26 protein-coding genes and 1 tRNA gene are annotated in these 23,657 nt (G+C 41.1%); 17 read left to right on the top strand and 10 right to left on the bottom strand.

Translation table 11 applies throughout. The features are described from left to right. Window position 1: 1 nt before the first annotated feature. Window positions 2-859: a ParB/RepB/Spo0J family partition protein gene (locus tag HOD97_04230; protein ID MBT4280811.1), complete on the bottom strand. Its 858-nt coding sequence runs from the start codon at window positions 857-859 to the stop codon at window positions 2-4. After that, the gene (locus tag HOD97_04225) at window positions 849-1,613 is read right to left on the bottom strand and encodes a ParA family protein (protein ID MBT4280810.1); all 765 of its coding nucleotides are present in this window, start codon (window positions 1,611-1,613) and stop codon (window positions 849-851) included. The genes HOD97_04230 and HOD97_04225 overlap by 11 nt, the downstream gene beginning before the upstream one ends. A gap of 132 nt (window positions 1,614-1,745) precedes the next feature. Between HOD97_04225 and tdh the strand changes: the two genes are divergently transcribed. The 7 genes from tdh (at window position 1,746) to plsY (ending at window position 9,730) form a co-directional block, all read left to right on the top strand. Then, window positions 1,746-2,768: an L-threonine 3-dehydrogenase gene (gene tdh, locus HOD97_04220; GenBank protein MBT4280809.1), complete on the top strand. Its 1,023-nt coding sequence runs from the start codon at window positions 1,746-1,748 to the stop codon at window positions 2,766-2,768. 111 nt (window positions 2,769-2,879) lie between these two features. Beyond that, window positions 2,880-4,067: a glycine C-acetyltransferase gene (gene kbl / locus HOD97_04215; GenBank protein ID MBT4280808.1), complete on the top strand. Its 1,188-nt coding sequence runs from the start codon at window positions 2,880-2,882 to the stop codon at window positions 4,065-4,067. A gap of 100 nt (window positions 4,068-4,167) precedes the next feature. Beyond that, window positions 4,168-7,020, top strand: coding sequence for a protein translocase subunit SecD (gene secD, locus HOD97_04210; protein MBT4280807.1), 2,853 nt, complete (start codon window positions 4,168-4,170; stop codon window positions 7,018-7,020). 46 nt (window positions 7,021-7,066) lie between these two features. Further along, window positions 7,067-7,954, top strand: coding sequence for an EamA family transporter (locus tag HOD97_04205; protein MBT4280806.1), 888 nt, complete (start codon window positions 7,067-7,069; stop codon window positions 7,952-7,954). A gap of 2 nt (window positions 7,955-7,956) precedes the next feature. Then, window positions 7,957-8,430, top strand: a complete 474-nt coding sequence (locus tag HOD97_04200) for a methylated-DNA--[protein]-cysteine S-methyltransferase (protein MBT4280805.1) — start codon at window positions 7,957-7,959, stop codon at window positions 8,428-8,430. A 36-nt stretch (window positions 8,431-8,466) separates the two neighbouring features. Then, on the top strand, window positions 8,467-9,072 hold the full coding sequence (locus tag HOD97_04195) for a DUF502 domain-containing protein (GenBank protein ID MBT4280804.1): 606 nt from the start codon (window positions 8,467-8,469) through the stop codon (window positions 9,070-9,072). Continuing rightward, window positions 9,062-9,730 carry a glycerol-3-phosphate 1-O-acyltransferase PlsY gene (plsY, locus tag HOD97_04190; protein MBT4280803.1) on the top strand — a complete coding sequence of 223 codons (669 nt, stop codon included), beginning with the start codon at window positions 9,062-9,064 and terminating at the stop codon, window positions 9,728-9,730. The genes HOD97_04195 and plsY overlap by 11 nt, the downstream gene beginning before the upstream one ends. On the opposite strand, the gene HOD97_04185 is transcribed toward plsY, so the two are convergent. The 5 genes from HOD97_04185 to HOD97_04165 form a co-directional block, all read right to left on the bottom strand. After that, window positions 9,731-10,993 carry a BamA/TamA family outer membrane protein gene (locus HOD97_04185; protein ID MBT4280802.1) on the bottom strand — a complete coding sequence of 421 codons (1,263 nt, stop codon included), beginning with the start codon at window positions 10,991-10,993 and terminating at the stop codon, window positions 9,731-9,733. Window positions 10,994-11,030: 37 nt separating this feature from the next. Next, the gene (locus HOD97_04180) at window positions 11,031-11,738 is read right to left on the bottom strand and encodes a hypothetical protein (GenBank protein MBT4280801.1); all 708 of its coding nucleotides are present in this window, start codon (window positions 11,736-11,738) and stop codon (window positions 11,031-11,033) included. After that, window positions 11,735-12,073 (bottom strand): c-type cytochrome, encoded by a 339-nt coding sequence (locus HOD97_04175; protein ID MBT4280800.1) that lies wholly within the window; start codon window positions 12,071-12,073, stop codon window positions 11,735-11,737. Before HOD97_04175 ends, HOD97_04180 begins: the two co-directional genes overlap by 4 nt. Before the next feature lie 10 nt (window positions 12,074-12,083). After that, window positions 12,084-13,214: a hypothetical protein gene (locus HOD97_04170; GenBank protein ID MBT4280799.1), complete on the bottom strand. Its 1,131-nt coding sequence runs from the start codon at window positions 13,212-13,214 to the stop codon at window positions 12,084-12,086. A gap of 91 nt (window positions 13,215-13,305) precedes the next feature. Then, entirely contained in the window at window positions 13,306-13,533 is a 228-nt protein-coding gene (locus tag HOD97_04165) for a hypothetical protein (GenBank protein MBT4280798.1), read from the bottom strand. A 274-nt stretch (window positions 13,534-13,807) separates the two neighbouring features. Between HOD97_04165 and HOD97_04160 the strand changes: the two genes are divergently transcribed. The 5 genes from HOD97_04160 to HOD97_04140 all read left to right on the top strand — a co-directional run bounded on the left by HOD97_04160 (window position 13,808) and on the right by HOD97_04140 (window position 19,468). After that, window positions 13,808-13,881 (top strand) — tRNA-Arg (locus HOD97_04160). A 29-nt stretch (window positions 13,882-13,910) separates the two neighbouring features. Then, window positions 13,911-14,996 (top strand): T9SS type A sorting domain-containing protein, encoded by a 1,086-nt coding sequence (locus HOD97_04155; GenBank protein MBT4280797.1) that lies wholly within the window; start codon window positions 13,911-13,913, stop codon window positions 14,994-14,996. A 42-nt stretch (window positions 14,997-15,038) separates the two neighbouring features. Continuing rightward, window positions 15,039-17,507, top strand: a complete 2,469-nt coding sequence (locus HOD97_04150) for a T9SS type A sorting domain-containing protein (GenBank protein MBT4280796.1) — start codon at window positions 15,039-15,041, stop codon at window positions 17,505-17,507. A gap of 24 nt (window positions 17,508-17,531) precedes the next feature. After that, entirely contained in the window at window positions 17,532-18,392 is an 861-nt protein-coding gene (locus HOD97_04145) for a glycosyltransferase family 61 protein (GenBank protein MBT4280795.1), read from the top strand. Beyond that, window positions 18,389-19,468 carry a hypothetical protein gene (locus HOD97_04140; GenBank protein MBT4280794.1) on the top strand — a complete coding sequence of 360 codons (1,080 nt, stop codon included), beginning with the start codon at window positions 18,389-18,391 and terminating at the stop codon, window positions 19,466-19,468. Before HOD97_04145 ends, HOD97_04140 begins: the two co-directional genes overlap by 4 nt. A 164-nt stretch (window positions 19,469-19,632) precedes the next feature. On the opposite strand, the gene HOD97_04135 is transcribed toward HOD97_04140, so the two are convergent. The 3 genes from HOD97_04135 to HOD97_04125 form a co-directional block, all read right to left on the bottom strand. Further along, window positions 19,633-20,277, bottom strand: a complete 645-nt coding sequence (locus tag HOD97_04135) for a peroxiredoxin (protein MBT4280793.1) — start codon at window positions 20,275-20,277, stop codon at window positions 19,633-19,635. Next, window positions 20,271-20,669: a transcriptional repressor gene (locus HOD97_04130; protein MBT4280792.1), complete on the bottom strand. Its 399-nt coding sequence runs from the start codon at window positions 20,667-20,669 to the stop codon at window positions 20,271-20,273. Before HOD97_04130 ends, HOD97_04135 begins: the two co-directional genes overlap by 7 nt. 76 nt (window positions 20,670-20,745) lie before the next feature. After that, entirely contained in the window at window positions 20,746-20,958 is a 213-nt protein-coding gene (locus HOD97_04125) for a hypothetical protein (GenBank protein MBT4280791.1), read from the bottom strand. A 107-nt stretch (window positions 20,959-21,065) separates the two neighbouring features. Here HOD97_04125 and HOD97_04120 point away from each other — a divergent pair, with 107 nt between their 5' ends. The 5 genes from HOD97_04120 to HOD97_04100 all read left to right on the top strand — a co-directional run. Further along, complete coding sequence (locus HOD97_04120) at window positions 21,066-21,731, top strand: MBL fold metallo-hydrolase (protein MBT4280790.1); 666 nt, start codon at window positions 21,066-21,068, stop codon at window positions 21,729-21,731. Window positions 21,732-21,757: 26 nt separating this feature from the next. Beyond that, window positions 21,758-22,069: a hypothetical protein gene (locus tag HOD97_04115; GenBank protein ID MBT4280789.1), complete on the top strand. Its 312-nt coding sequence runs from the start codon at window positions 21,758-21,760 to the stop codon at window positions 22,067-22,069. Next, window positions 22,059-22,325 (top strand): hypothetical protein, encoded by a 267-nt coding sequence (locus tag HOD97_04110; GenBank protein ID MBT4280788.1) that lies wholly within the window; start codon window positions 22,059-22,061, stop codon window positions 22,323-22,325. The genes HOD97_04115 and HOD97_04110 overlap by 11 nt, the downstream gene beginning before the upstream one ends. 3 nt (window positions 22,326-22,328) lie before the next feature. Further along, complete coding sequence (locus HOD97_04105) at window positions 22,329-22,970, top strand: prolyl oligopeptidase family serine peptidase (protein ID MBT4280787.1); 642 nt, start codon at window positions 22,329-22,331, stop codon at window positions 22,968-22,970. A 47-nt stretch (window positions 22,971-23,017) separates the two neighbouring features. Then, window positions 23,018-23,657: DUF1800 family protein (locus HOD97_04100; GenBank protein MBT4280786.1), on the top strand; the 640-nt coding region annotated here is incomplete at its 3' end.

Genomic DNA, 23,657 nt, shown 5'->3' with positions numbered 1-23,657 from the left:
CCTAATCTATAGAACGAAACAGGTCCAGAATTCTTTCTAAGTCGCTATTCGAATAATAATCCACTACAATGGTTCCGCCCTGATTCCCTTTATGTTTCAGTTTTACTTTGGTGCCTAAAATGGTAACGAGTTCATCCTCCAATTGCTTCACAGAAGGTTCGATATTTTGCTTTGATTTTTTCGATTTTTTTGGTGGCGCCTTATCTTTGGAAAGTGTTTCGGCAGCTCGAACGCTTAATTCTTCTTTGATAATTCGTTTCCAAAGACTACCCATTTCTGCAGGAGTTTTTTTAGATAAAATAGCACGTCCGTGTCCTGCAGAAATGTCTCCGGCTTGCAGGCTTTTTCGGATTTCGGTGGGCAACTTCAATAAGCGAAGTGAGTTTGTTATTGTAACTCGTTTTTTTCCAACCGCCTTTGCAATGTTTTCCTGAGAAAGCCCAAATTGACTTTGGAGAACGGCGTAGGCTTCTGCTTCTTCAATGGAATTCAAATTTTCGCGCTGAATGTTTTCGATGAGGGCAACTTCCATCATTTCTGCTTCTGATGTCACTTCGATCACGTAGGCGGGAATCGTTTGTAATCCTGCTTTTTTAGAAGCCCTTAATCTGCGTTCGCCTGCAACAAGAATCCATTTGCCATCATCTTCTCGAACCGTTACCGGAGTAATCACTCCCTTTTCTTTTATGGATGCGGTGAGTTCTTCAAGGCTGTCGGCATCAAATGTTTTTCTGGGCTGATGGGGATTAAGCGCGATATCTTTGATCGGAATCCGATTGGTACCCGGCGCTGCAAGTTGGGCATCTTCCTTTGGACGAATGAGTGCTTCGAGACCGCGTCCCAGTCGTTTAGTTGCCACGTTCTAACATCTCCTCTGCAAGTTGAATGTAATCTTGAGCGCCGACCGAATTTGCATCATAAAGCAAAGCTGGTTTTCCAAAACTCGGCGCTTCACCAAGACGGACGTTACGATGAATCGTTGTCTTGAACAATTTATCTCCAAAATATTCTCGGACTTCATCTGCTACCTGTTTGCTCAAATTTAACCGTTTATCATACATGGTTAAAAGAACGCCTTCAATTTCAAGGTCGGTATTAAGATGCTGTTGCACCAACCGCACTGTATTCAATAATTGCCCAAGCCCTTCAAGCGCATAATATTCGCATTGAATGGGAATAATCAGCGAATCTGCCGCCGTCAGTGTATTAATGGTGAGCAACCCAAGTGAAGGCGGACAATCGATCAAAATAAAATCGTATGCTTTGCGAATTTTTTTCAAGATTTTTTCCAGCTGATATTCCCTAGCGATGACACTTACAAGTTCTACCTCCGCTCCCACTAAATCATGAGTAGAGCTTACCACATGGAAATTTTCTAACTGTGTTTCTGATATTGCATCTTCAATATTCTGCCCGCGAATCAGCGCATCGTAAATGGTATATGCCGACGGAGTAGTCATTTCGGAAAGTCCGGTAGTTGCATTCGCTTGCGGATCCATATCAATGAGAAGAGTTTTAACTTCCGACACGGCAAGGCTAACCGCAAGATTTACGGCAGAGGTGGTTTTGCCCACACCTCCTTTTTGATTTGTGAATGCTATGATTTGTCCCATATTGGATCTTTATATCGTTTCTTCCTATAAATGATCCGGTGAATTTAGGTGAGTGTCCCTGCGGAAACAAGGTGAGGTGCGGAAACAAATATATTTTGTTGTCCGTATTCCAAACTGTTATTTTCCGCTATCATGAAAGCTATTGTAAAACAAAATACCGGCCCGGGATTGGAACTTACCGATGTTCCCGAGCCAGAGCTTGGAACCAATGACGTTCTGATTAAGATCCATAAGACAGCGATCTGTGGAACAGATTTACATATTTATCAATGGGACAATTGGGCTCAAAACGCCATCAGTCCGCCCTTAATTATAGGGCATGAATTCGTCGGTGAAGTAGCTGATTTTGGTCCGGGCGTTACCCATTACAAAAAAGGTGATATTGTTTCCGGTGAAGGACACATCACCTGTGGTACCTGCCGAAATTGCCTTGCCGGACAGCGCCATCTTTGTCATAAAACAATTGGGATTGGAATCCACAGAGCCGGTGCCTTTGCGGAATTCATGGTTATGCCGGAAGGAAATGTTTGGCCGGTTCATAAAGATATTGAACCGGAAATCGCTTCCATTTTTGATCCACTTGGAAATGCTGTGCACTGTGCTCTGTCATTTACGATGGTTGCGGAAGATGTACTCATTACAGGTGCCGGACCGATTGGTTGCATGGCAGCCGCAATCTGCAAAAAAATTGGTGCACGAAATGTAGTCGTTACGGATGTAAATGAAACTCGCTTGAATCTGGCAAAATCAATGGGCGCAGATAAAGTCATTAATGTAAAGAATGAGACTATCGAAGATTCTTTCCCTGATTTGAAAATTGCCAATGGATTTGACGTCGGCCTGGAAATGTCCGGGAATCAGAACGCTTTACAAGATATGATCCGCACGATGTACCATGGCGGCAAAATTGCAGTGTTGGGAATTTTCCCGGAAGATACAACCGTCAACTGGGATGATATTATTTTCAAAGGCTTGATTATTAAAGGGATCTACGGCCGTGAAATGTTTGAAACATGGTATAAAATGGCGCAATTACTTCGCGGGGGATTGGATGTTTCACCAGTTATTACACATAGATTTCCGGCAGTAGATTTTGAAGACGCATTCAAAACAATTGAAGATGGCGATTGCGGAAAGGTCATCCTGGAATGGTAAAACTTTTGCCGCTAAGTGCACCAAATTTCACGAAGGTAAAACCGTATTTTCAAATTCTAAATATACAAACTTACTTAGCGATTCTTAGCGAACTTCGTGGCTAAATCACATATGGGTAATTCAAAACAGATTTACACCGATATCCTCAGACAAATCGAACATGAGGGATTATTTAAAACCGAGCGCACAATCACCACGCCACAGGGCGTGTCTATACAAACAATAGAAGGAAAAAAAGTTCTCAATTTTTGCGCTAACAATTATCTCGGACTTTCCGATCACCCGGACGTAAAAGCTTCCGCCGCGGTAGCGCTAGAAAAATACGGATTTGGAATGTCGTCCGTTCGTTTCATTTGCGGAACTCAGGAAATTCATAAAGATCTCGAACGAAAGATTTCTGAATTTTTCAGAACTGATGATACGATTCTTTATACCTCATGCTTTGATGCAAACGGCGGATTATTCGAAACGCTTCTCGGGCCGGAAGATGCAGTTATTTCTGACGCGTTAAACCATGCCTCGATCATTGATGGAATACGGCTTTGCAAAGCCCAACGGTTTCGGTATGCCAACAGCGATATGGAAGATTTGGAATCCAAACTCAAAGAAGCTGACGGATCACGCATTAAAATGATTGCCACAGACGGCGTTTTTTCAATGGATGGCTTTATCGCCAAGTTAGATGAAATTACGGCACTCGCTGAAAAGTATAATGCTATGGTCATGGTAGATGATTCGCACGCAACAGGATTTATCGGAAAAACAGGTCGCGGATCTGCAGAGCATCGCGATGTTATGAATAAAATTGATATTTTTACATCCACGCTTGGGAAAGCACTGGGCGGCGCTTCTGGCGGATTTACTACCGGTCGCCAGGAAATTATTGATTTACTTCGTCAGCGCTCGCGACCATATTTATTTTCAAACACTGTCGCACCGGCAATTGTTGCTGCCAGTATAAAGGTATTTGAAATGCTTTCATCAACAACAAAATTGCGAGACAAACTGGAAGAAAATACGCTTTACTTCAGAGAAAAAATGTCCGATGCCGGTTTCGATATTAAACCGGGAACACATCCTATCGTACCGGTTATGCTTTACGATGCAGTCCTTTCTCAAAAAATGGCGGCTACGCTTTTAGAAGAAGGCATTTATGTAATCGGGTTTTTCTTTCCCGTAGTTCCAAAAGGTGAAGCACGGATTCGCATACAAATTTCCGCCGCAATGGAAAAGAAACACCTCGACAAAGCGGTGGCGGCTTTTATTAAAGTTGGGCGAAAGTTGAAGGTTGTTGAGTAAATTAAGTCCTGACTATTATTTGAAATAGAATTTGACACCTCTTTTATAGGTGCGCTATATTCGTAGGCTTTTCTGTAACCTAAATTAAAAAAATAATTAAATGCGAAAAAACTTAACACCACGATACATCGTTATCGCCCTCGTACTCGCTTGGGCGGTGTATGCCTTAATACCAACCTATCAGTATCAATCCCTTTCTATGGATGAGAAAGATTCTCTAAGAGTAAAAGGGGAACTCGCCGATATTGAAAAGGGCTCACTGAAACAAGGGCTCGATTTAAAAGGCGGGATTTACATTGTCCTTGAAGTAGATCTTCCTACCCTATTGGATAATCTTGCGTTAAGCAAAGACCAACGATTTAATAAGGTACTTGAAGTTGTTAAGATAGATTTAGCAGATCAAACCGAACTGGATTTTTTCACTCATTTCGAACAAATAGCAAGTAAAAACGGACTTCGACTTTTAAGATATTATCATGAACTGGGAGCGAATGATGATGAAATTATGGCTGCACTCAGGAACCAGGCCGACGATGCTGTAAACCGTGTTTTGGAAATTATCCGGAATCGCGTAGACCAATTTGGTGTGTCCGAACCGACGATTCAAAAACAAGGCAATCGTAGAATTATTGTTGAGCTCGCCGGAATTCAAGATTCTCAACGAGCTCGTTCGCTACTCCAAAGTACCGCGCTGCTGGAATTCTTTATTGTAAAAGACCCGGTTGTTGTAAATGATGTCTTGCTTCAAATAGATAAAGTCCTTCTTGGGAATGAAGATTTTGCTAATGCTGATAACCAAGACATTGAAGCAGAAAAGGAATCGACTGAGAAAACTGAAAAGACCGACGAAAAATTGCCGGACAGTGAAGACAAAGCAGTTTCGGTTAGCGAACTATTCGGTGAAGAAGAAACAGAAGTAAATGCAGGTGATTCTGTTACCGTAGATGGGCAGTTATTCGAAGATCGCCCATTCTCATCTTTGCTGCGAAATCTTGGGAATGATGTCGGGGTTCCTGAAAAAAATGTATATGCTATAAAGAAAATTCTCGAAATGGAAGAGGTGAGAGAACGCCTTCGTAATGTTAACGGTGTCTTTCTTTTTGGAGACGAAGCTCTTAGTGCACAAGTGCAAGAAGGATCACCCGAAACATTTTACAGACTTTATCTCCTCGAAAGTAATCCTGAAATTACCGGAGGGGTTGTCGAAGAAGCGAATGCAACTATTGGACAACAATCATCTACGGTGTCGGGTCAATCCATTGTTATTCTTGATATGAATACAGACGGTTCCAAAAAATGGGCAATGGTTACCGGATCGAACGTTGGTCGGCGCGTTGCTATTGTGCTTGATAAAAAAGTACACATGGCACCAACAATCCAAGAGAAAATTTCCGGTGGCGGAACGCGGATTGAAGGATTTGCAAATATGAACGAAGCCAAAGATATTGCCATTGTGCTTCGCGCCGGCGCACTCCCGGTACCGGTAAACATTATTGAAGAACGTGTTGTTGGGCCATCTCTAGGTGCCGATTCCGTCCGGCAAGGAACCAATTCAGTGTTAATTGGACTTGCGCTCGTGCTGATTTTTATGTTGGTGTACTACAAAATGTCAGGTCTCATTGCAAATTTTGCTCTCGTATGGAATCTCATTCTAATTTTAGCAATTCTTGCTGCTTTGGGAGCAACTTTGACCCTTCCCGGCATTGCAGCGCTCATCCTGACCGTTGGAATGTCAATTGATGCCAATGTAATTATTTTTGAACGGATTCGCGAAGAGTTACGTAAAGGAAAAACTAATCGTGCCGCAATTGACGCCGGATATAGTCGAGCGCTTACAACCATTATAGATGCTAATATCACCACGGTTATTGCAGCACTTGTACTGTATCAATTTGGAACAGGACCGATTCGTGGATTTGCAACTGTTCTTTTTTGGGGAATTGTCATTTCCATGTTTACTGCAATTTTTTTAACTAGAACTATTTTTAAATCTTTCGCTTCTAAAAGCGGACAAGGAAAAATGAGAATTGTTCAGGATTCTGCTCTTGATTTCATGGGAAAAAGCCGAATGGCTTCAAGTTTATCAATTGTACTCATTCTTGCGGGAATTATTTCTCTTGGTCTTCAAAACGGTCCCAGACTGAGTATCGATTTCAAAGGTGGAACTCATGTAGCCGTTCGTTATACCGAAAATATGGATATCAATGCTATCCGAGGTGCGATGGGAACGGTTTCAATCGAGGGCCAATCCTTTAATTTTAGCAATGAAGAAATCAAACATTTCGGATCACAGAAGGAAGTATCTATTCGAATTTCTCATTTTGATAATGAACCTGAAAATTTCTCGCAAGCTATTGTGGATTATCTTTATTCCGCATTCCCGGAGCAGGTGCCCGAAGATTCACAAGCATTTCTGTTATCCATTGAAAAAGTTGGACCAAAGATTGGAACAGAATTAAGCGGAAAAGCTGTTGGCGCCATTCTTTCTGCGCTTGTGCTCATTCTCATCTACATATCCATCCGCTTTGAATTTTCCTTTGCATTGGGAGCGATCGCAGCGCTTGCTCATGATGTTTTAATTACCATCGGTATTTTTTCTATCTTGGATTATGAAATTTCACTGTCAATTATTGCGGCATTCTTAACCATCGTTGGATATTCTCTAAATGATACGATTGTTATTTTTGATAGAATCCGGGAAAATGTAAAAGCCAGTAAACGCGAAGATTATGATACTGTGGTAAATCGCAGTATTAATGAGTCTCTCGGTCGGACGCTCATCACATCTTTGACTACTTTTATGGTTGTATTTGTTTTGTGGTTTTATGGAGGAGAGGTTATTCACTCTTTTGCTTTCGCAATGATTATTGGCGTTATCGTGGGAACTTATTCTTCTATTTTTGTCGCCAGTCCAATTGTGGTGCGGCTGCATTCCTCATCTGCACCTAAATAATCAATTCCCCATTTTTTGGGAGTTCATCTACTAATCTAGCCTAAAGATGAAACCCAAAATCTTCATATTATACGCTATTCTTTGCCTTGTTTGGGGTACAACTTGGGCTGTCTTGAAAATCAGCCTTGCCGAAGGCACTCCACCAATCTACGGAGCAGGAATTAGATTCTTGATCGCAGGTATTATCGTTTTTGTTTTACTATGGATCAAAAAGGAACCAATACCAAAAGAGAAAGCTCAATGGAAACTCATCCTTCAATTTAGTATCCTAAATTTTACCTTTAGTTATGCCCTCAATTATTGGGGTGCTCAATTTGTATATTCTTCCGTGGCATCTTTAATCTGGGCAGCCTTCCCTTTGGTTATGGCATTTTTTGCTAACTTCATGCTACCTAATGAAAAACTAACATCCTTTAAATGGATCGGGATTCTGATTGGAACAATGGGAGCAGTTTTAATTGTTGGGCGACTCGATGAACTTGGCTCCGGGAATTTACCCATTGGCGCTGCTGCTTTATTTTTGGCTGTTCTTTCTGCCACACTTCCAAATATCCGGTTAAAGCAAAATGTTGGTCTTGTATCCGTGCTTCAGTTGAATTCGGTTGGACTAACTATTGCAGGAATTATTCTATTATCGATTTCAAAGTTTATGGAACCGGAAGAAATAATGGTTTGGAGCACAATAAATATAGCAGCGCTTGTTTATCTTATCATTTTCGGAACAGTCTTTACATGGCTTGTTTACATTTGGCTCTTTGAACACTTATCCATGAATCAAATTGCGTATATCGCATTTTTCCCTCCGATGATTGCTACGGTGCTTGGATGGGTTTTCCTTGGGGAACATCTTACATTTTTCGCATTAATAGGTGGTGCGTTCATCGTAATCGGGGCCGTGATGGTAAACCTAAATGGTAAAAAATCTGTCCAATAAGAATGAATGCTACTGAATCTATTTCAACCCCGATTGGTACCCTTATTATAGAAGCCAATGCAAAAGGTATTCGCCGAATAATTTTCATGGATAAACCTATCAAACAATCCGGTGAGGGGAGTAAAAAAGCACGATCCATCGCGATGAATGCCGCACATCAGCTTACAGAATATTTTACCAGTAAAAGAACTTCATTTGATCTTCCGCTGGATCTATCCGGGTTACCACCCTACCATTTAGTTACGTTGAAAGAAGTCAACAATATTCCTTACGGAAAAACAGCAAGCTATGGAGAAATCGCCAAACAAACCGGCAGTCCGAATGCAGCAAGAGCCGTTGGAAACGCAAATGCACACAATCCTATACCAGTCGTCATTCCCTGCCACAGAGTTATTGCCGGGAATGGTGGCTTAGGCGGTTATGGCGGCAGATTGGATCGGAAAGAATTTTTATTGAGACTAGAGGATGCTTTTTAGAATGTTGGCAATCTAAATTCCGGTATGTGGCAGCACATGAAACGAACCATTTTTGCAGGGTTATTGTCCGTGGTACCTCTAGTGCTCACCATTTCTATTCTGCGATTTCTGTTCAATTTTTTAGACGGAATTACTGCGCCACTTTTAAAATCTATTGAGGTCAATATCCCAGGGTTAGGGCTTTTACTCACTTTGATTTTGATTTACATCCTTGGACTAATCGTAACAAATGTAGTGGGGAAAAGGCTGTTTTCTTGGGGCGAAAAAATAGTAACCTCAATTCCGCTTATTAAACCGATTTATTCAACCATAAAACAAATAACAGGTGCTTTTTCCGGTGCAAGTGTAAAATCATTTCGCGAAGTCATTTTTATTCAATATCCCCGTAAAGGATTATGGACTTTGGCTTTTGTGACAAACGATTCTAAAGCTGAAGACGGATCCGAGTTTTACCATTTATTTGTACCAACTACTCCAAACCCAACTTCCGGTGTATATATTATTCTTCCAAAAAAAGATACGATTGAATCTGATATGACCGTTGAGGATGGTCTAAAATCTATTATATCTGGTGGTGTGCTTGCTCCGAAAAACAATCCGTTGCCATCTCCACCTCCGGACGAAGATCTGAATGATTTATAATCCTTCGATTCATCTATTTCTTCTACTTTTAATCAGCTATATAACAGGGTCCTTCCCAACTGCCGTATTAATTGGGAAAAAGTCTGGAAAAGAAATACGAGAACTTGGAAGCGGGAATCCCGGCGCCACAAATACCTTGCGAGTTTTTGGATGGAAACCGGCACTTATTGTCTTATTGATAGATGGCTTTAAAGGATGGCTTCCCGCATTTTATTTCGCCGAATATTTGTTTCAAGCGCATGCTGTAACTGAGCCGGGGCTCATTCAAATTATGTGCGGGTTTGCTGCCGTTTTGGGACATACATATCCTATGATTGGCAGATTTAAAGGCGGCAAAGGAATCGCTACCTTAGGAGGCGTGCTGTTGGCTATCTATCCGATGGTTTTACCCATTTGTATCGGAGTCTTTGCAATGACAGTGATGATAACAGGAATGGTATCTTTGGGATCCATTCTTGCATCTGTTTCTGTTCCGATATTTTTATTGGTGATTCCAGCTATTACCCAAGATCAAGCGATCCCTCTTTCGTTGTTGGTTTTCAGTCTTCTATTACCTTGGTTCATTATATTTACACATCGAAGCAACATATCCCGTATTAGGTCTGGGAATGAAAACCGACTAAATAACAAAAAGATTAATAAGCAGAAAAAAAAATAATCAAAACTTCTGTCCTGTAGAAAAATTCAAATAATTTTCTATGTATTCTCCGTCGCGGTAGCCCAAACCATAATCCAATCTAAACATTCCAACCCATGGCCAATTTATTCGGATGCCAATCCCAGTACCTAGCATCGGTGGTTGACCCACCAAGGATGAAATAGCATCTGAAGCAAAGCCAATGTCAAGAAAACCAACAACGGCTAAACCAAATTCTGTCTTCCATCTTGTAATCGTTTTGGGGATGACAGTTTGTCTTAATTCAAGGCTGGAGGTAATCCAATGATGACCAAACCGATAATATTGATCACCTGAATTGAACATTGTTCTAGTAGCAGGTCGCCAGCCACGAACGGTTGAACTTGTTCCAATGTACACTTGATATACATTTTTCTTATCCCCGATTGAAACCCTGCTGGCAGCATTTAGTGCAACCACCATATTTTTTGAACCACCAAAAATGGAATGATAATAGCTGAATGATTGTGTCCAAAATGCCCGATTTCCGCCATGCCCAAAATCAACCATAGTTCGTAAGCGTTGATTCATCCGGAATCCTTTGGTTGGCGAAAGGTAAATATCGCGCGTGTCATAGGAATAATTAAATTCCGGTGCGAAATAAAAAAGGTTCAATGTATCGGCAATCCCCAGAAATGATTTCTTTTCAACTTCAAACCCTCCAGAAATTCTATGTTTATAGCCAAAATACCTCCCAAGATTGATTTGAATAGACGATGCGGAAATGTCATAATCCAGATAAGAATGCGCATAGTAAATATTCCCTGCATTGATAGACATTGATACATGATCTCCGGTAATCCACGGATCGCTAAAATTGAATCCGTACAATGCCCTTCCGCCGACTTGCCCAATTAATATAAGATTTTGATTCCTTCCCTGAAAATTTCTGACAACCAGTAACATTCCGTAAGACCAGCCAAGCTTTTCATCATAATTCGGATAGGGAGTTGGTACAATTCTCGGCCAGGATTCAGTTACATTATATTCAATTCTTACAGACCCATCTGCTTGTTCATGGGCTTTCCATTCTACAGAGGCGAAAATGCCCAAATTGTCTATTCGGTTCCTGTCATCCAATGCGAGCAAACTATCCAACAAACCATCCACGGGGTGCTGAATTTCCCGTCTAATGATGAATTCTTTAGTCACTTTTAATCCCGTTATATCAATTCCGGAAACCTCTGGATTAATTGCACACAAACCGGATAATATCAGACCAATTATCAATATAATTTTGTACATGTTCATTGCCAGGATATGATTTGAAAATAGAGTTTCTTTAGAGTTCAAACTCTTGCAGAATCTGTTCCTTTTTAAGGTCAATTCCATCTTCAGAATACACCTTATAAAGCGCATCCTGTAGCGCATTTGATATTTGGTATCCGTTCAACGTAATCATTAAATGACTGTTATCTAACACACGAACCTTCATCATTGTGTTCTCATCGGTGTAAGCATGGGACAACCCATTAAACGATTGAGGAGTTCCGTACACCATTAGGACTTTTTTCCTTAGAACATCATCAACCAATATTTTCGGATATCCGGTTGTAGTGAGTTCTATCGTTTTAGTGACACTTTCCAGTTGATAATGTTCGGATGAAATTTTATCCATATCGTAAATATAATCCACATTCACAAACCGTAGCTCCACGCGTTGTGTATTTAATCGTGTTTTATAATCAAATCTGACTCTTGCTTTCAAGATCGGCAACCGTTTCCCGGTTTCAATATCTATTTCATCTTTCCAATATTCCACCTCCAATGTTGTGTCGGGTAAGTTTCCCAGAATTTCATTGACACCTGAACCCCATTCGGCCATAAGATTTTCACCCACACTCCATCCGCGTGGAAGGGGCTTTGCGGGTGAGTTTGGATTTTCAAATGTGATTTCATTTTCCGCAAAATGATTCGGAATGAATAAGGCGCAACCTGAAAAAAACATCACGATTAAAAAAGCAGGTGAAATTTTCAAAAACCGATTCATTTATAATGCTCTGGCTCGGTGTTTCCTCTATGACAAATCCAACATGATATATCATCATGACCGATTTTTTTCATCGTATTTTTATTGACCCCCTGCACCATTAGCATCATATCCCTAGCAATCATTTTTTCTTTTTTCGAATCGCTTGCATAGTCGTTCGGATCGTGACAAAAATTACATTTAACCCCAAGTCCCGGGGCAACTACCGTTTTCATGTACTTAAATATTTCACGCTTTTTGGTGAATGGAAGAACTATCACATTTTCCAATTCTGACTTTGGTACATCCTGTGCAATCAAAAACGAACCAATAATAAGTAATAATATATTTTTCATAGATATTCTCCTAAAACCATGTGTGAAGTTGAAGTAAATACTCCGGTTCTGCTTTGGTATTCGGGTTGATAGTTTCATTCATCCTCATATGTGCTTTAATCTGTATAAACGGGAATGGGATAAAATCAAAACCGAAGGACATCCTTTGAATGGATTGACCGGAGGAATCCACATCCACGTCAAAGGTTTCAAATGTAAATCCGACATCAAGACCTTGGGTTAATTCGTAGTTCATATTATGATATGTTGCCAACGAGACATTTTCTCCTGCCCAATTCCTCGCCCAATCTGTTTCGACTAACCATTGAACAGATCCTAAAGATAGACCACCAAATACCCCGCGGATATTTAAATCATTCTCGTGGATAACCGAACTTCCACCGATGAATTTTAGGGATCGAAAGGTACCAATATATTCCATCCTGGCAAATAAGGCATGGTCCCTGAGATTTCTGACAAACGTCATTCCCCAGTTTGTAGAAGATAAAAATGCATTTGAAATTCCGACGGTTATATAACTGTTCCCCAAATAAATAGCAGTTTCGAAAGTAAATGGGGCAATTAATCTCGAATTAAATGGCAGACCTTCTTTAACTAATCCTTCGTGAGTAAGACTCATATTCCCACCTCTAATAAATGCCGTATGATCTGGGATCCGCAAACCGTAAGAGGGCATGGTTTTCCCAATACGAAACATTCCTCCGTTCGGCAATATTCTCAATTGTGTCCACACGTGGTGATTATAATTGAGAAGGTCAATCTTCCAAAGAATATCTATTTTCTTCGTGGGTTTTACTGAACCATAAATATCTGCCTGCATTGGGAATCCCGCTGTTTGAACTCCGGTTGTATCGAGTTGAGCAACTATCCTCTGGAACCGCACATCTCCACCCAACTGAAGGTGTTCAGAAATCATGCCGGTATAACTGACTTTTTCAGGTTTGAAAGGGAGTTCTTCTCCGGAAACCAATGAAATGCCATATTCAGAGCGTAAGCCACTTCCGGATGGATTGATGTGACAAAGGTTACAACTTTCCCCGTTCATCAGAGCATATCGAGGAATTGATCTAGCGGAAGACAATAACAAAATTCCCAGAAAAAAGATTTTGAAAGATTGGATGCATTGCATATTCGGTTTCATGGTGTGTTCCTAGCCGAATTTAAACCTGATCTTCAAATAAAAAAAAAGGCTCCGTCACCGGAGCCTTTTTTTTATTATGTATCGTGGTACCTTATTTACGGCCTCTTGCCATAAGGGCACGAGACACATTTCCACCTTTATCGATGAAATAAAGGAACCCTGATTCCCGTGTAACGCCAGCATCTGCTACTTTTTCTGCATTGCCACCGCCTTTACCTGCGCGGGCCATCTTAGATCTCCAGACGTTTCCGTCTTTGCCAAGATAGTATAGATATCCTTTGTCTTTGGAAACTCCGGTACGTGCAACAACTTCAGCCATGGATAACCTCCTTTTGGTTAATTAGCTATTATGTAAACTACTATGTTATAAGACGTCTCGACGGTAAGATTACACCACCGACGGGTAATAAAGCAAGTTTTTTCTCGACGATCTCTCGACGACAAATAATCGGTCTTTTTTGAGCTTATTTTCAACAACTGTTTTATGTAATTTTAAATACAAACCGGTAGTTAAATTATCGTCGATGGGACCCTGCATAAAAACTGAGTGGAAATTACTTCGCTTTCGGGGGTCTGTCTTTGAAAATTTAATTGCCCCGGTAGCTCAGTTGGATAGAGCATCTGCCTTCTAAGCAGAGGGTCACAGGTTCGAATCCTGTCCGGGGTACAATAGGAATACCTAAAAGGATCAGTACAATGAAAAAAACGCTATCAGCATTACTCTTCTCACTTGTATTGTGCACTGCACAGTCTAATGTGGATTATACAACAGAAGTATATCCAATTTTTTCTTCTGCAGGATGCCTGAGCGGATATTGCCACGGATCGGGCGGAAGTTCCGGAGGGCTCACGATAGGAAGCGACGCAACCACTGTGTATAGCAATATAGTGGGCGTTGCAAGCAGTTGTAATAATTTAAACTATATTGAACCCGGCGATCCAAATACATCACACCTGTACTTGAAATGTACAACCAGTTACAGCTGCGGTGGAAACAGAATGCCCCGTAACAACCAATCTTATTTTACAACCAATGCAAATGAACTTGAGACGATGAGGGTCTGGATTGAAGAAGGAGCATTGGCACAACCCGCTCAAATAACAGATTCAACGCCTCCTACATTGGTAAACATCACCATTGCTCAAGATACACTTGATTTAATAAACGGACCTGATTCTGTTTCGATCACTCTTATCGCAAGCGATGCTGGCAGCGGACTCAATTCGGGAACTGGAAAATTGCTTCATTCCAATAATATTGATGAAGTTTTGTTCACCGTTGCATTTACTCAAGGTGATTCTCTAGATACGGTGGCTTTTGACATTGTTATGTCTGATACGAGTACCCTCGGCAACTGGTATATATCTTTCATTCAGTTAACGGATGTGGATGGAAACGATACAACTTATACTTCCAACGATTTTACCACAGCTGGATTTGAGGTTGGGTTTGTTCTCATCAATTCAACACTGGTTTCTATTCAACCTGATCATAAAATTTCCCCCGGGAATTTTACTCTCTTCCCGAATTATCCCAATCCGTTTAATCCAACCACCACGATTCGGTTTAATATTGGTGTAGGGGGCGCAATAATGCGTCACCCTACATTAACAATATTTGATATAAACGGTCGCGTGGTGGATGTGTTGCTGGATGGTCCGATAGAACCAGGTCAACATGAAATTCAATGGAATGCATCTGCAATTCCGAGTGGTGTATATTTCATGCACCTTATTTCAGGGAATCAAGCGCAGTCCCAAAAATTAATCTTTCTAAAATAGAATTGGTTTATTCAAGAAATTGAAAAAGAATAGGTGTAAGCCATGAGAAAATCTTTAACAATATATGGGGTCTTCTTCATGTTGGTAAATAGTGTTTCAGCATATCAGCCTGATAGAAAAAGTTTACGAAAATATGAAGACCAAAATGGCTTTGGTTCGCGCAAAGTATCCACACAAAAATCATGCGGGTTGGAATCATCGTCCTATCATTCTCAAGCACCTGATGCATTTCAATCCGTCCCCCGTAATCATACAGATCGCACGGTAAACATTCCAATTAATTACCATGTAATATATCTAGAGGGTGACAGTATCTACATGAATGTGACGGTAGATAACCAACAAAGCGAACACTGTTCCTGGGATATTCGGGATTATGACAATAATACCTTTTTACTCTATCCCGGATTCGGGTTTGATTTCCCCGGCCACTCGTATTCGTTAGGCGGAATTTTGCCGCAGGGGAATTACGCGCTTTTCCTATATGATGAATTCGGAACCGGCGGTGTTTCTGCTACAGTAACAACTAGTGACGGAACTGTGCTCGCTTCCGTAAATATGGGTACATGGTCAACCTATACTTTCCTCACATTTACAGCACCCTCCGGAAATTTCGTGAATGGATTGGTTTCGGATGAAATTATAGAAGCCCAAACTGCAGTTTTGAATACTGTTTACAATTCTTTCGGGTATTCATTTTATACTGCCAGCATTGACAGCGCAATAAATTCCGGATGGTATTACGCCACCGACAGCCACAAGTTTGACACGGATCAATGGGATAACGATGATCAATATCTCGCTATGGCGAACGTGATGACGATAGATGTTCCTTCTTCGGTCAATTTTTTCTGGACAGGCGCAACGCTAACCTCAGGGCTGGGTGTATATCCGTGGTCGTTTGCGGAAAACGATTCCAGCCATGGACTGTTTTGCGGAAATTATACATATCCCGGAAGTGCGGGTAATTTCTCAGAAGGATATACCGGCGTGCACGAAGTCGGTCATTATTTTGGACTCTACCATACCTTTGAGAACGGCTGTACTTCACCCGGCGATGAAGTGGATGATACGCCGTATCAGTCCGAAGCCAATTTCGGATGCCCAACAAGTAATTATTCCTGCGGCAGTTATGATGATATGGGAAACCATATGGATTATATAGATGACTATTGCCAAGACCATTTTACGCAGGGGCAAAAGGATCGAATAGACTGGGCGCTGGAAACGTATCGGCCGCTGCTGCTAAGTACAAATACAACGCATGCCGGACCGGTCTGGCATGTGGATACTACCGGTTCCGATTCCACCGGCGATGGCTCTGCAGAAAATCCATTTGCTTCAATACAGACCGGCATTGATTCAGCAAATAATGGTGATACGGTTTTGGTTGCGGCTGGGACTTATATTGAAAATATACAATGGCCCGATACCGAAGGATTAAAATTGATTGGATCAGGTCCCGATTCCACCATCATTGATGGGAGTCAAACCAATAGAGTCATTGAAGTAGATGATGATGCATCTCCTCCATCCGAGATCAGCGGGTTTACAATTACCAATGGAAATACCACTGGAAAAGGCGGTGGCATCGAAATTGAAATGACCGGGGATATCTTACTGTCAAATCTGGTTATTTCTAATAATCAGGCAAGTAGAGGCGGTGGAATTGTGGTGGAGGGAATTGGCGGAGCCTGGATGGGAGAAGCACATGTCACCGTTGAAAATGTTGTTTTTTCCGGGAACCATGCCACTGGCAATGGTGGTGGTTTTTATGCATATGACGATTATGTATCCGTATTATTTAAAAGTGTCACCTTTGCCAATAATTCAGCAGGTGGTTCCGGCGGAGGCATGAGCGTTTATGGATTTACCCATTATGCTGTTCTTGCAAATTCAATCCTTTGGAATAATTCTCCCGATGATGTATACGGATCTGTTTTTCCCCATTATTCCAATTTAAATGGCGGTATTGGCGGCGAAGGAAACATCACCATTGATCCGATTTTTATGGATAGCACTGACTTCCATTTACAGGAAGAATCTCCATGTATAGATGCGGGAAGCGCATTGGTGATTATCAATTTAGATACCCTCATGCTTTCCGGTGATATGTGGATGGGCGATACAATTGTTAATATAAATCCTGCGTTCTATGGCGGCAATGCCCCGGACATGGGTGCCTTTGAATCACCTTATACTGCCACTGTCGCGATAGATGATGACATAATTCCCTATAAATTCGCACTCCATCCTCCTTACCCAAACCCATTCAATCCAATTACCACGATCAGGTTTTCCGTGCCCGTAGGGGCAATTCATGAATTGCCCCTACGATTACATATTTACGACATTACTGGCCGTGTGGTTGAAATATTGGTGGACGGTAAAATCGAAAGGGGACAACATGAGATCCAATGGAATGCATCTGAATACTCCAGCGGTGTGTATTTCGCAGAATTGATTTCAGGTGATCGGCGGCAGGTGCAGAAAATGATCCTGCTGAAGTAGATTCATTATCCGAAGGATATTTATTTGAATTATTTCACACGATACGAGGACCAAAATTTATTCCATATATTTTTCGCTGATGTATTAGAAGTCTATGGAATGAAAATTCGGCCGGGAAACCGCCTTTCCATCGTGGCGGATAATATTGATACTGACTCACCCGTACAAAAATGGCGTCATTTCCTCCTCTCAAAACTCTTTGATTCTGTTCACTACATTGAGGAATCCGAATTGGATTCAATTCAAAATCCAATAGAACTGAAGGAAGGCGCGTATCAATTTGAAATTCACGAATTTATCCAATTCCATCCGAAAAAATCTCTAATCAGATTTATAGAAAAATTGAAATCGCCGCCGGAAGACGACCGCTATATTTTGTTTGTACAGCGGAACAAAGATGATCGGTTTTTGCTCGACCATGCCACCTGCGATCCAATTGAAAAAATCCTCACGACCCGGAAGGATGAATTTACACTTCCGCTTAAAGTGGCCAATTTTTCCGAACTCAATCCGCAGGAACAGGAAAAAATCTGTTCAGGCGCGAGCGTTCTAGTCGCCATGCACGGCGCCGGATTAACAAATCTGATTTTCACGCCGACGGACTGCCATATTATCGAAGTGAACTATCGGCGGCATTGGTATTGCGATCCTGTCTGCGATGATCATTACAATGAAACACTCGCATACAATAAGGATTGCGGAGGTCCGTTAACATTCAAGCCGGATTTTCACAAAGCAGATTACCATAATTTGAGTTTGCTGCTCGGGAAAAATTATACCGAAGTTGAAGCAGAGGCCTATGAAGGATACACGCAGGCAATTCCCATTTGCCGAAAGCGAGTCTTCGTTGATTCGAATCAATTGATACGGTATATTAATCAATGATGACAGTCATCAAACACATTCGAATTTTTCTAATGTTTCTGATTATTTCGGTCAACTCCGGACAGAGTCAGGTTTCCCACACGTTTCAACTTGAAGGATATGCACGGAATTTCTTAGTGGATTTGCCGGACTCCGTTGAAAACAGTCTTCCTCTTATATTTAATAACCACGGTTATTTCGGGAGTGCTTCCCAGCAACGATCCTATTCCGTTATGCATACGGTGGCGGCGGATCTGGATTTAGATGTGATCATCGTGTATCCCGATGCAATCTCAACAGCCTGGAACAGCGGTATTGACGATTATTGGCTTTCTCCAACGCCCGATGTGGATGATGTCAATTTTTTCAGCGTTATGATTGACTCTATGTTTGCATGGTACGCAATTGATACCAATCGGGTGTTTAGCTGTGGAATGTCGAACGGCGGTTTTATGAGCTACAGACTTGGCTGTGAACTTTCCGACCGCATCACTGCCATTGCTTCCGTAACGGGAACCATGGCGAGTTCTATTTATGCTTCCTGCGATCCTTCTCGTCCGGTTCCGCTCATGGAAATTCACGGGACCAATGATCCGACTGTTCCATACTTGGGAACGTCGTATTGGATGTCAACCGATCAATCCGTCCAATATTGGGTCGCGAATAATAATTGCGGCGACACTCCAACATTTGAGGATTTGCCCGACATGGATCAAACGGATAATTCGACGGTGGATAAATACACCTATTCGGATTGTGATGAAGATGCGGACGTTATCCTTTTTGAAGTAGATGGCGGTGGGCATAGTTGGCCATCCGCTGGCGGGCTTGGCGGCGTCGGCACAATAAATCAAGATATTTCAGCAAGCGCTGAAATACTCAATTTCTTTTTACAGTATTCCCAAGATTCCGGATCTGCTTTCCCGAGCGGTGATTTAGACGGTGACGGCGATGCGGATTTAAGTGATTTATCCATCTTGGTTTTTGCGATTATGGGATTTACTGAAACGACCGATCACTACCTGAATTCGGGCGACCTCAACCGCGACGGGCAATTGGGCGTGGCGGATATATTGCTTTTTTCAGATACGTACTAAATAGATATTTTGAGTTTCACGGCTGTTCCTTACACGAGCAGTCAGGCGATTGTTTCTGTTGTAACGATTTTCATAACAATTGATTGACTCAAATTTACTCGACTTCTTAAAAATAAAAAAGCCCCGCTGAGAATTCAGCAGGGGTTTTTTATTCGATTTTTAATTTACAGTTCGTCAGCGTTTTCGGTTAGGTAACCGGCAACACCCTCAGCTGTATCTTTCATTCCATCTTCTCCCTCAGTCCATCCGGCCGGACATACTTCTCCGTGTTCCGTATGGAAATCAAGTGCATCAACCATGCGAAGCATTTCATCAATGTTTCTGCCCAATGGAAGATCATTAATTACTGCATGTCGCACCACCCCTTTTTCGTCGATCAAGAATGATCCACGAAGTGCGATATTGCCGCCAACCGAAGAATCATATTCTTCTTCATCCGTTAGAACAGTCGCAGGTTCGGCATCTATAAGCACATCATACGCTCGGGCAATGGATTTATCTAAATCCGCAATGATCGGATACTGAACATTCCCGATACCACCTTTATTTACATCCGTATTTTTCCATGCCCAATGGCTGAAATGAGAATCGATGGAACAGCCAAGCACTTGAACACCACGCTTTTCAAATTCAGCTAAACGATGATCGAACGCGATTATTTCTGTTGGACATACGAACGTAAAATCCAAAGGATAGAAAAACAGGACAACCTTTTTACCTTCATAATCAGCAAGGCTGATATCCTGAAATGAATTATCCGGCATTATCGCAGTTGCTTTAAAATCCGGAGCTGTTTTTGTTACTAACATGTTATTACCTCTTTTGTATTCTGTTTGTTTTGACAGGTTTTACAAAGTCCCGATATTTTAAGATCAACCGACTCTGCTTTAAAATATTTTGGTAATCCTTTTTGTATTACACTTTTCAGATTACCCGGTAGCATATCTATCATTAAGTCACATTCACGACACATAAAATGGGAATGTGCTTTAATATTGCCGTCGTACCGTACGATACCCTTTATAGTAAAAGATCGAATATTTCCACGGCTTTTCAATAGTCCGAGATTTCGGTAAACCGTTGCTAAACTTATATTTGGAATAATCACTTTTGCACGATCAAATACCCAGTCTGCCGATGGATGGCATTGGGCATCTTTTACGATTTGATAAATAGTTTCTCTTTGGGTGCTGTAACGCATATTACAAGGCAGACAAAGTATAGCTTAATAGGAATCATTCCTATTTATGTTTATTAAATTGTAAGTTTTTTTATCCCTATTGTTTAATTCCTCGAAAATCTTCTTTTTTCTCATCATTCTTTTTTTCTCGGGCAATGCTTAACAGTAACAATACAATCCCTACCGCAATGGCAATAAAAGCTACACCAAGCAAAGGATTCTCAAAGATAAATGAAAATATCTTTCCGAAAAAAACCAATATAAAAAGGGCGATGCCTCCAATGATAAGATATGTACCTATTTCCTTCATAATTCACTCCATAATGATACCTGAATTTCTCGCTTACTCTTTTTGTTTCCAACAAAACTTATTATGTGCATTTCATGATTAAGACCCATAAACTCCCCCTAAGAACTATGCCCGTAAGAACACAAATAGAAACTGATTTTTCCGTAAGATCTTTCAGGGGAGGATATGATGATAATTTCACATATCTATTAACCTGCATGCGTACTCGGAACCAATGTTTAGTGGATTCCGCAGTTCCATATAACCAAATTGAGCCCTTCATAAATTCAGGATTGATTTTAATACTAATTACGCATTCGCATCATGATCATATCGCGTATTTAAATGATTACATAAAACACCATCCAAATCTGGTTGTTGTTTGCCATCCAACTGTATCAAAACAATTAAAGGTTCATTACCCAAAGCCAGTTGAAGATGGAAACACTGTTACCGTTGGACAATTAAGCGTAGATGTACTCCATACTGAAGGTCATAATCTTGATTCTATTTGCTATCTTGTGGAAAATATTATTTTTACCGGAGACACGCTTTTTGTAGGACGGACAGGAAGAACAGTAAGTGCCGGATCCAATACAGACGCCCTGTACAAATCCGTATATGAAAAACTGCTCACCCTACCTGAAGAAACCATAATTTATCCGGGACACGATTATGGTCCTGATCCATCTATCACTATAGGTGAAAATATTAAAATCAGTCCATTGCTCCGAGCAGATGATAAAACCGATTTTAAAAAGCGAATGGCTGATTTTGAGACAAATCGTACATAAACAGACTTAACTAAAAAGGAGAAACCATGAAACATTATTTAATGGGCATTATGACAGGTATTTTAATGGTGGGCGGGCTATTCATATTAAGTGGAGCGGGCAGCGTGAAAGATGATTCGCTTAAATCTCTTTTGCTGAGGGTAGAAAGCTACATGTCAACCGAATTGGCAAAAGATGGCGCCTCAGGGCGATTCCAAATGCAGAGTTTTGCAATCGACAGAACTCATTGGCATTATTTGCTGGATACCTCAACAGGAGAATTATTTCAATTAAAACCAAGTCCAACACCTGGCAACGGGAAATGGTCTTTACTTTCGGGGGCGAATTTTGAAAAATAAGCTTATCCTTTTAGGTGCTATTTTCTTCATCACATTTTCCGCTTGTAACGAACCAAGTTCCTGTGACGATTGTGGAGGGGGGATTATTGGAGGATATCTTTACAAAAAGGTTACTTCATCCGACTTAGGGCAGCTTGGATCTGTGGAGGGAATAAATCTTGATTCTTGCATTCGATACAAACTTTCCAATGATGATTTCGATGCAGAAACAGTCACAATTGTACCAGATTGCTGCTGTGATCAATATTCGCTTTAGCAATTGATTCTAAATACACATCAAACTTCCAATAATCCGGAAGTAGCGATTCTAGCTCTGCATGGATGGAGCGGGGATGAAGATTCGATGGTGCCTGTTGCCAAAACAATGCGGATTAATGATGCAGCCTGGTACATTCCTCGCGCTCCCTATGCTTCCAGTTCGGGGAATGGATATACATGGTTCAGTGGTAGCGATGAAGAGGGCTGGAAATATAAAAAGTCATTTTCCCTTTTAAACAACCTTATGAGCAAAATCAGAGATGATGGATTTTCTAACGATTCCATTTATTTAGTGGGATTTTCAATGGGCGCAAGCCTCGCTTTGGAATTTGCGCTTAGGGTGAAATATCAAATCGGAGGAATTATTCCAATCGCCGGATTCATTAAAGATGAAGTTCGGTTAAAATCTGACGCAACAAAGGCAAGCAGGACCACTCCTATATTAATTCTTCATGGAGAAAAAGATGATATTGTACACCCTGAGTCCGGACAGAAAACCTATGATTTTCTTTCCGAACAAGGTTACTGCGTTAAATTAATTACATTTCGTGGCGGACATAAAATTCCTTTTTCAGCAGGGGAAGCGATAAATACTTTTATTTCTGAACAAATTAACTTTGCTTCAAATCAGACGTCAGATTAAACAATATCAATAAGATTTGGTCAGATAACGTGCTAATTATATAAATCATGGCAAAAAGTATCACACGAAGAGATTTCTTTTCTAGAAAGTCCAAAGGAGAACGTTCTGTTCCGATAAAAGTAGATCCGCATTGGCCCACACCAAGAGTGGCCAAACTTTACAAAGAACTTCTCGAGAAAGACTATCCTTTCGACCTTCCAAAATTCGAATATGTTCCATCACCTAAGTTAGATGTTCCCACAAGACTTGGAAGACTTCAAACTCCTGATTGGAATTCTGGAAATTCCTCACATCTATTGAGGCGCGCACTTCTTTCTCCCACCTTTACCGAATTAGAAAATACTGAAGCCAGCACAATGGCTCAAACTGTCGGCGATCTTCTTGCATCGCAAACTGCTCCCGGGCCACCGGATACGTGGGTGACAGAATCGCCTCCTGCCTGGGATACACTGACTCAGGAAGAAGTGATGGAATTACTTGCCACCTACCGTATAAGGATGAGGACATTGGTTAAATGGTGGGGGTTGGAAATGCGTAAGGACACATTTTCAATTCGTGAAAATATGACACTGTTTTGGCATAATCATTTTGCCACATCTGCACAGAAAGTAATTTTTCCTCAAGCCATGTATGAACAGAATAAAATCCTACGGGAACATTGTCTTGGTAATTTTCGGGAATTATTAA

Source organism: Candidatus Neomarinimicrobiota bacterium (assembly GCA_018651745.1).
Taxonomy (GTDB): Bacteria; Fidelibacterota; Marinisomatia; order Marinisomatales; family TCS55; genus JAAZYX01.
Note: the sequence above shows the minus strand (reverse complement) of the source record. Positions and strands in the feature narration are given on the sequence as shown.

Bases quoted from the DNA above. Each gene is read 5' to 3' on its own strand.
- HOD97_04225 (MBT4280810.1), bottom strand. From the start codon at position 1,613: ATGGGACAAATCATAGCATTCACAAATCAAAAAGGAGGTGTGGGCAAA.
- tdh (MBT4280809.1), top strand. From the start codon at position 1,746: ATGAAAGCTATTGTAAAACAAAATACCGGCCCGGGATTGGAACTTACC.
- kbl (MBT4280808.1), top strand. From the start codon at position 2,880: ATGGGTAATTCAAAACAGATTTACACCGATATCCTCAGACAAATCGAA.
- secD (MBT4280807.1), top strand. From the start codon at position 4,168: ATGCGAAAAAACTTAACACCACGATACATCGTTATCGCCCTCGTACTC.
- HOD97_04205 (MBT4280806.1), top strand. From the start codon at position 7,067: ATGAAACCCAAAATCTTCATATTATACGCTATTCTTTGCCTTGTTTGG.
- HOD97_04200 (MBT4280805.1), top strand. From the start codon at position 7,957: ATGAATGCTACTGAATCTATTTCAACCCCGATTGGTACCCTTATTATA.
- HOD97_04195 (MBT4280804.1), top strand. From the start codon at position 8,467: ATGAAACGAACCATTTTTGCAGGGTTATTGTCCGTGGTACCTCTAGTG.
- plsY (MBT4280803.1), top strand. From the start codon at position 9,062: ATGATTTATAATCCTTCGATTCATCTATTTCTTCTACTTTTAATCAGC.
- HOD97_04185 (MBT4280802.1), bottom strand. From the start codon at position 10,993: ATGTACAAAATTATATTGATAATTGGTCTGATATTATCCGGTTTGTGT.
- HOD97_04180 (MBT4280801.1), bottom strand. From the start codon at position 11,738: ATGAATCGGTTTTTGAAAATTTCACCTGCTTTTTTAATCGTGATGTTT.
- HOD97_04175 (MBT4280800.1), bottom strand. From the start codon at position 12,073: ATGAAAAATATATTATTACTTATTATTGGTTCGTTTTTGATTGCACAG.
- HOD97_04170 (MBT4280799.1), bottom strand. From the start codon at position 13,214: ATGAAACCGAATATGCAATGCATCCAATCTTTCAAAATCTTTTTTCTG.
- HOD97_04165 (MBT4280798.1), bottom strand. From the start codon at position 13,533: ATGGCTGAAGTTGTTGCACGTACCGGAGTTTCCAAAGACAAAGGATAT.
- HOD97_04155 (MBT4280797.1), top strand. From the start codon at position 13,911: ATGAAAAAAACGCTATCAGCATTACTCTTCTCACTTGTATTGTGCACT.
- HOD97_04150 (MBT4280796.1), top strand. From the start codon at position 15,039: ATGAGAAAATCTTTAACAATATATGGGGTCTTCTTCATGTTGGTAAAT.
- HOD97_04140 (MBT4280794.1), top strand. From the start codon at position 18,389: ATGATGACAGTCATCAAACACATTCGAATTTTTCTAATGTTTCTGATT.
- HOD97_04135 (MBT4280793.1), bottom strand. From the start codon at position 20,277: ATGTTAGTAACAAAAACAGCTCCGGATTTTAAAGCAACTGCGATAATG.
- HOD97_04130 (MBT4280792.1), bottom strand. From the start codon at position 20,669: ATGCGTTACAGCACCCAAAGAGAAACTATTTATCAAATCGTAAAAGAT.
- HOD97_04125 (MBT4280791.1), bottom strand. From the start codon at position 20,958: ATGAAGGAAATAGGTACATATCTTATCATTGGAGGCATCGCCCTTTTT.
- HOD97_04120 (MBT4280790.1), top strand. From the start codon at position 21,066: ATGCCCGTAAGAACACAAATAGAAACTGATTTTTCCGTAAGATCTTTC.
- HOD97_04115 (MBT4280789.1), top strand. From the start codon at position 21,758: ATGAAACATTATTTAATGGGCATTATGACAGGTATTTTAATGGTGGGC.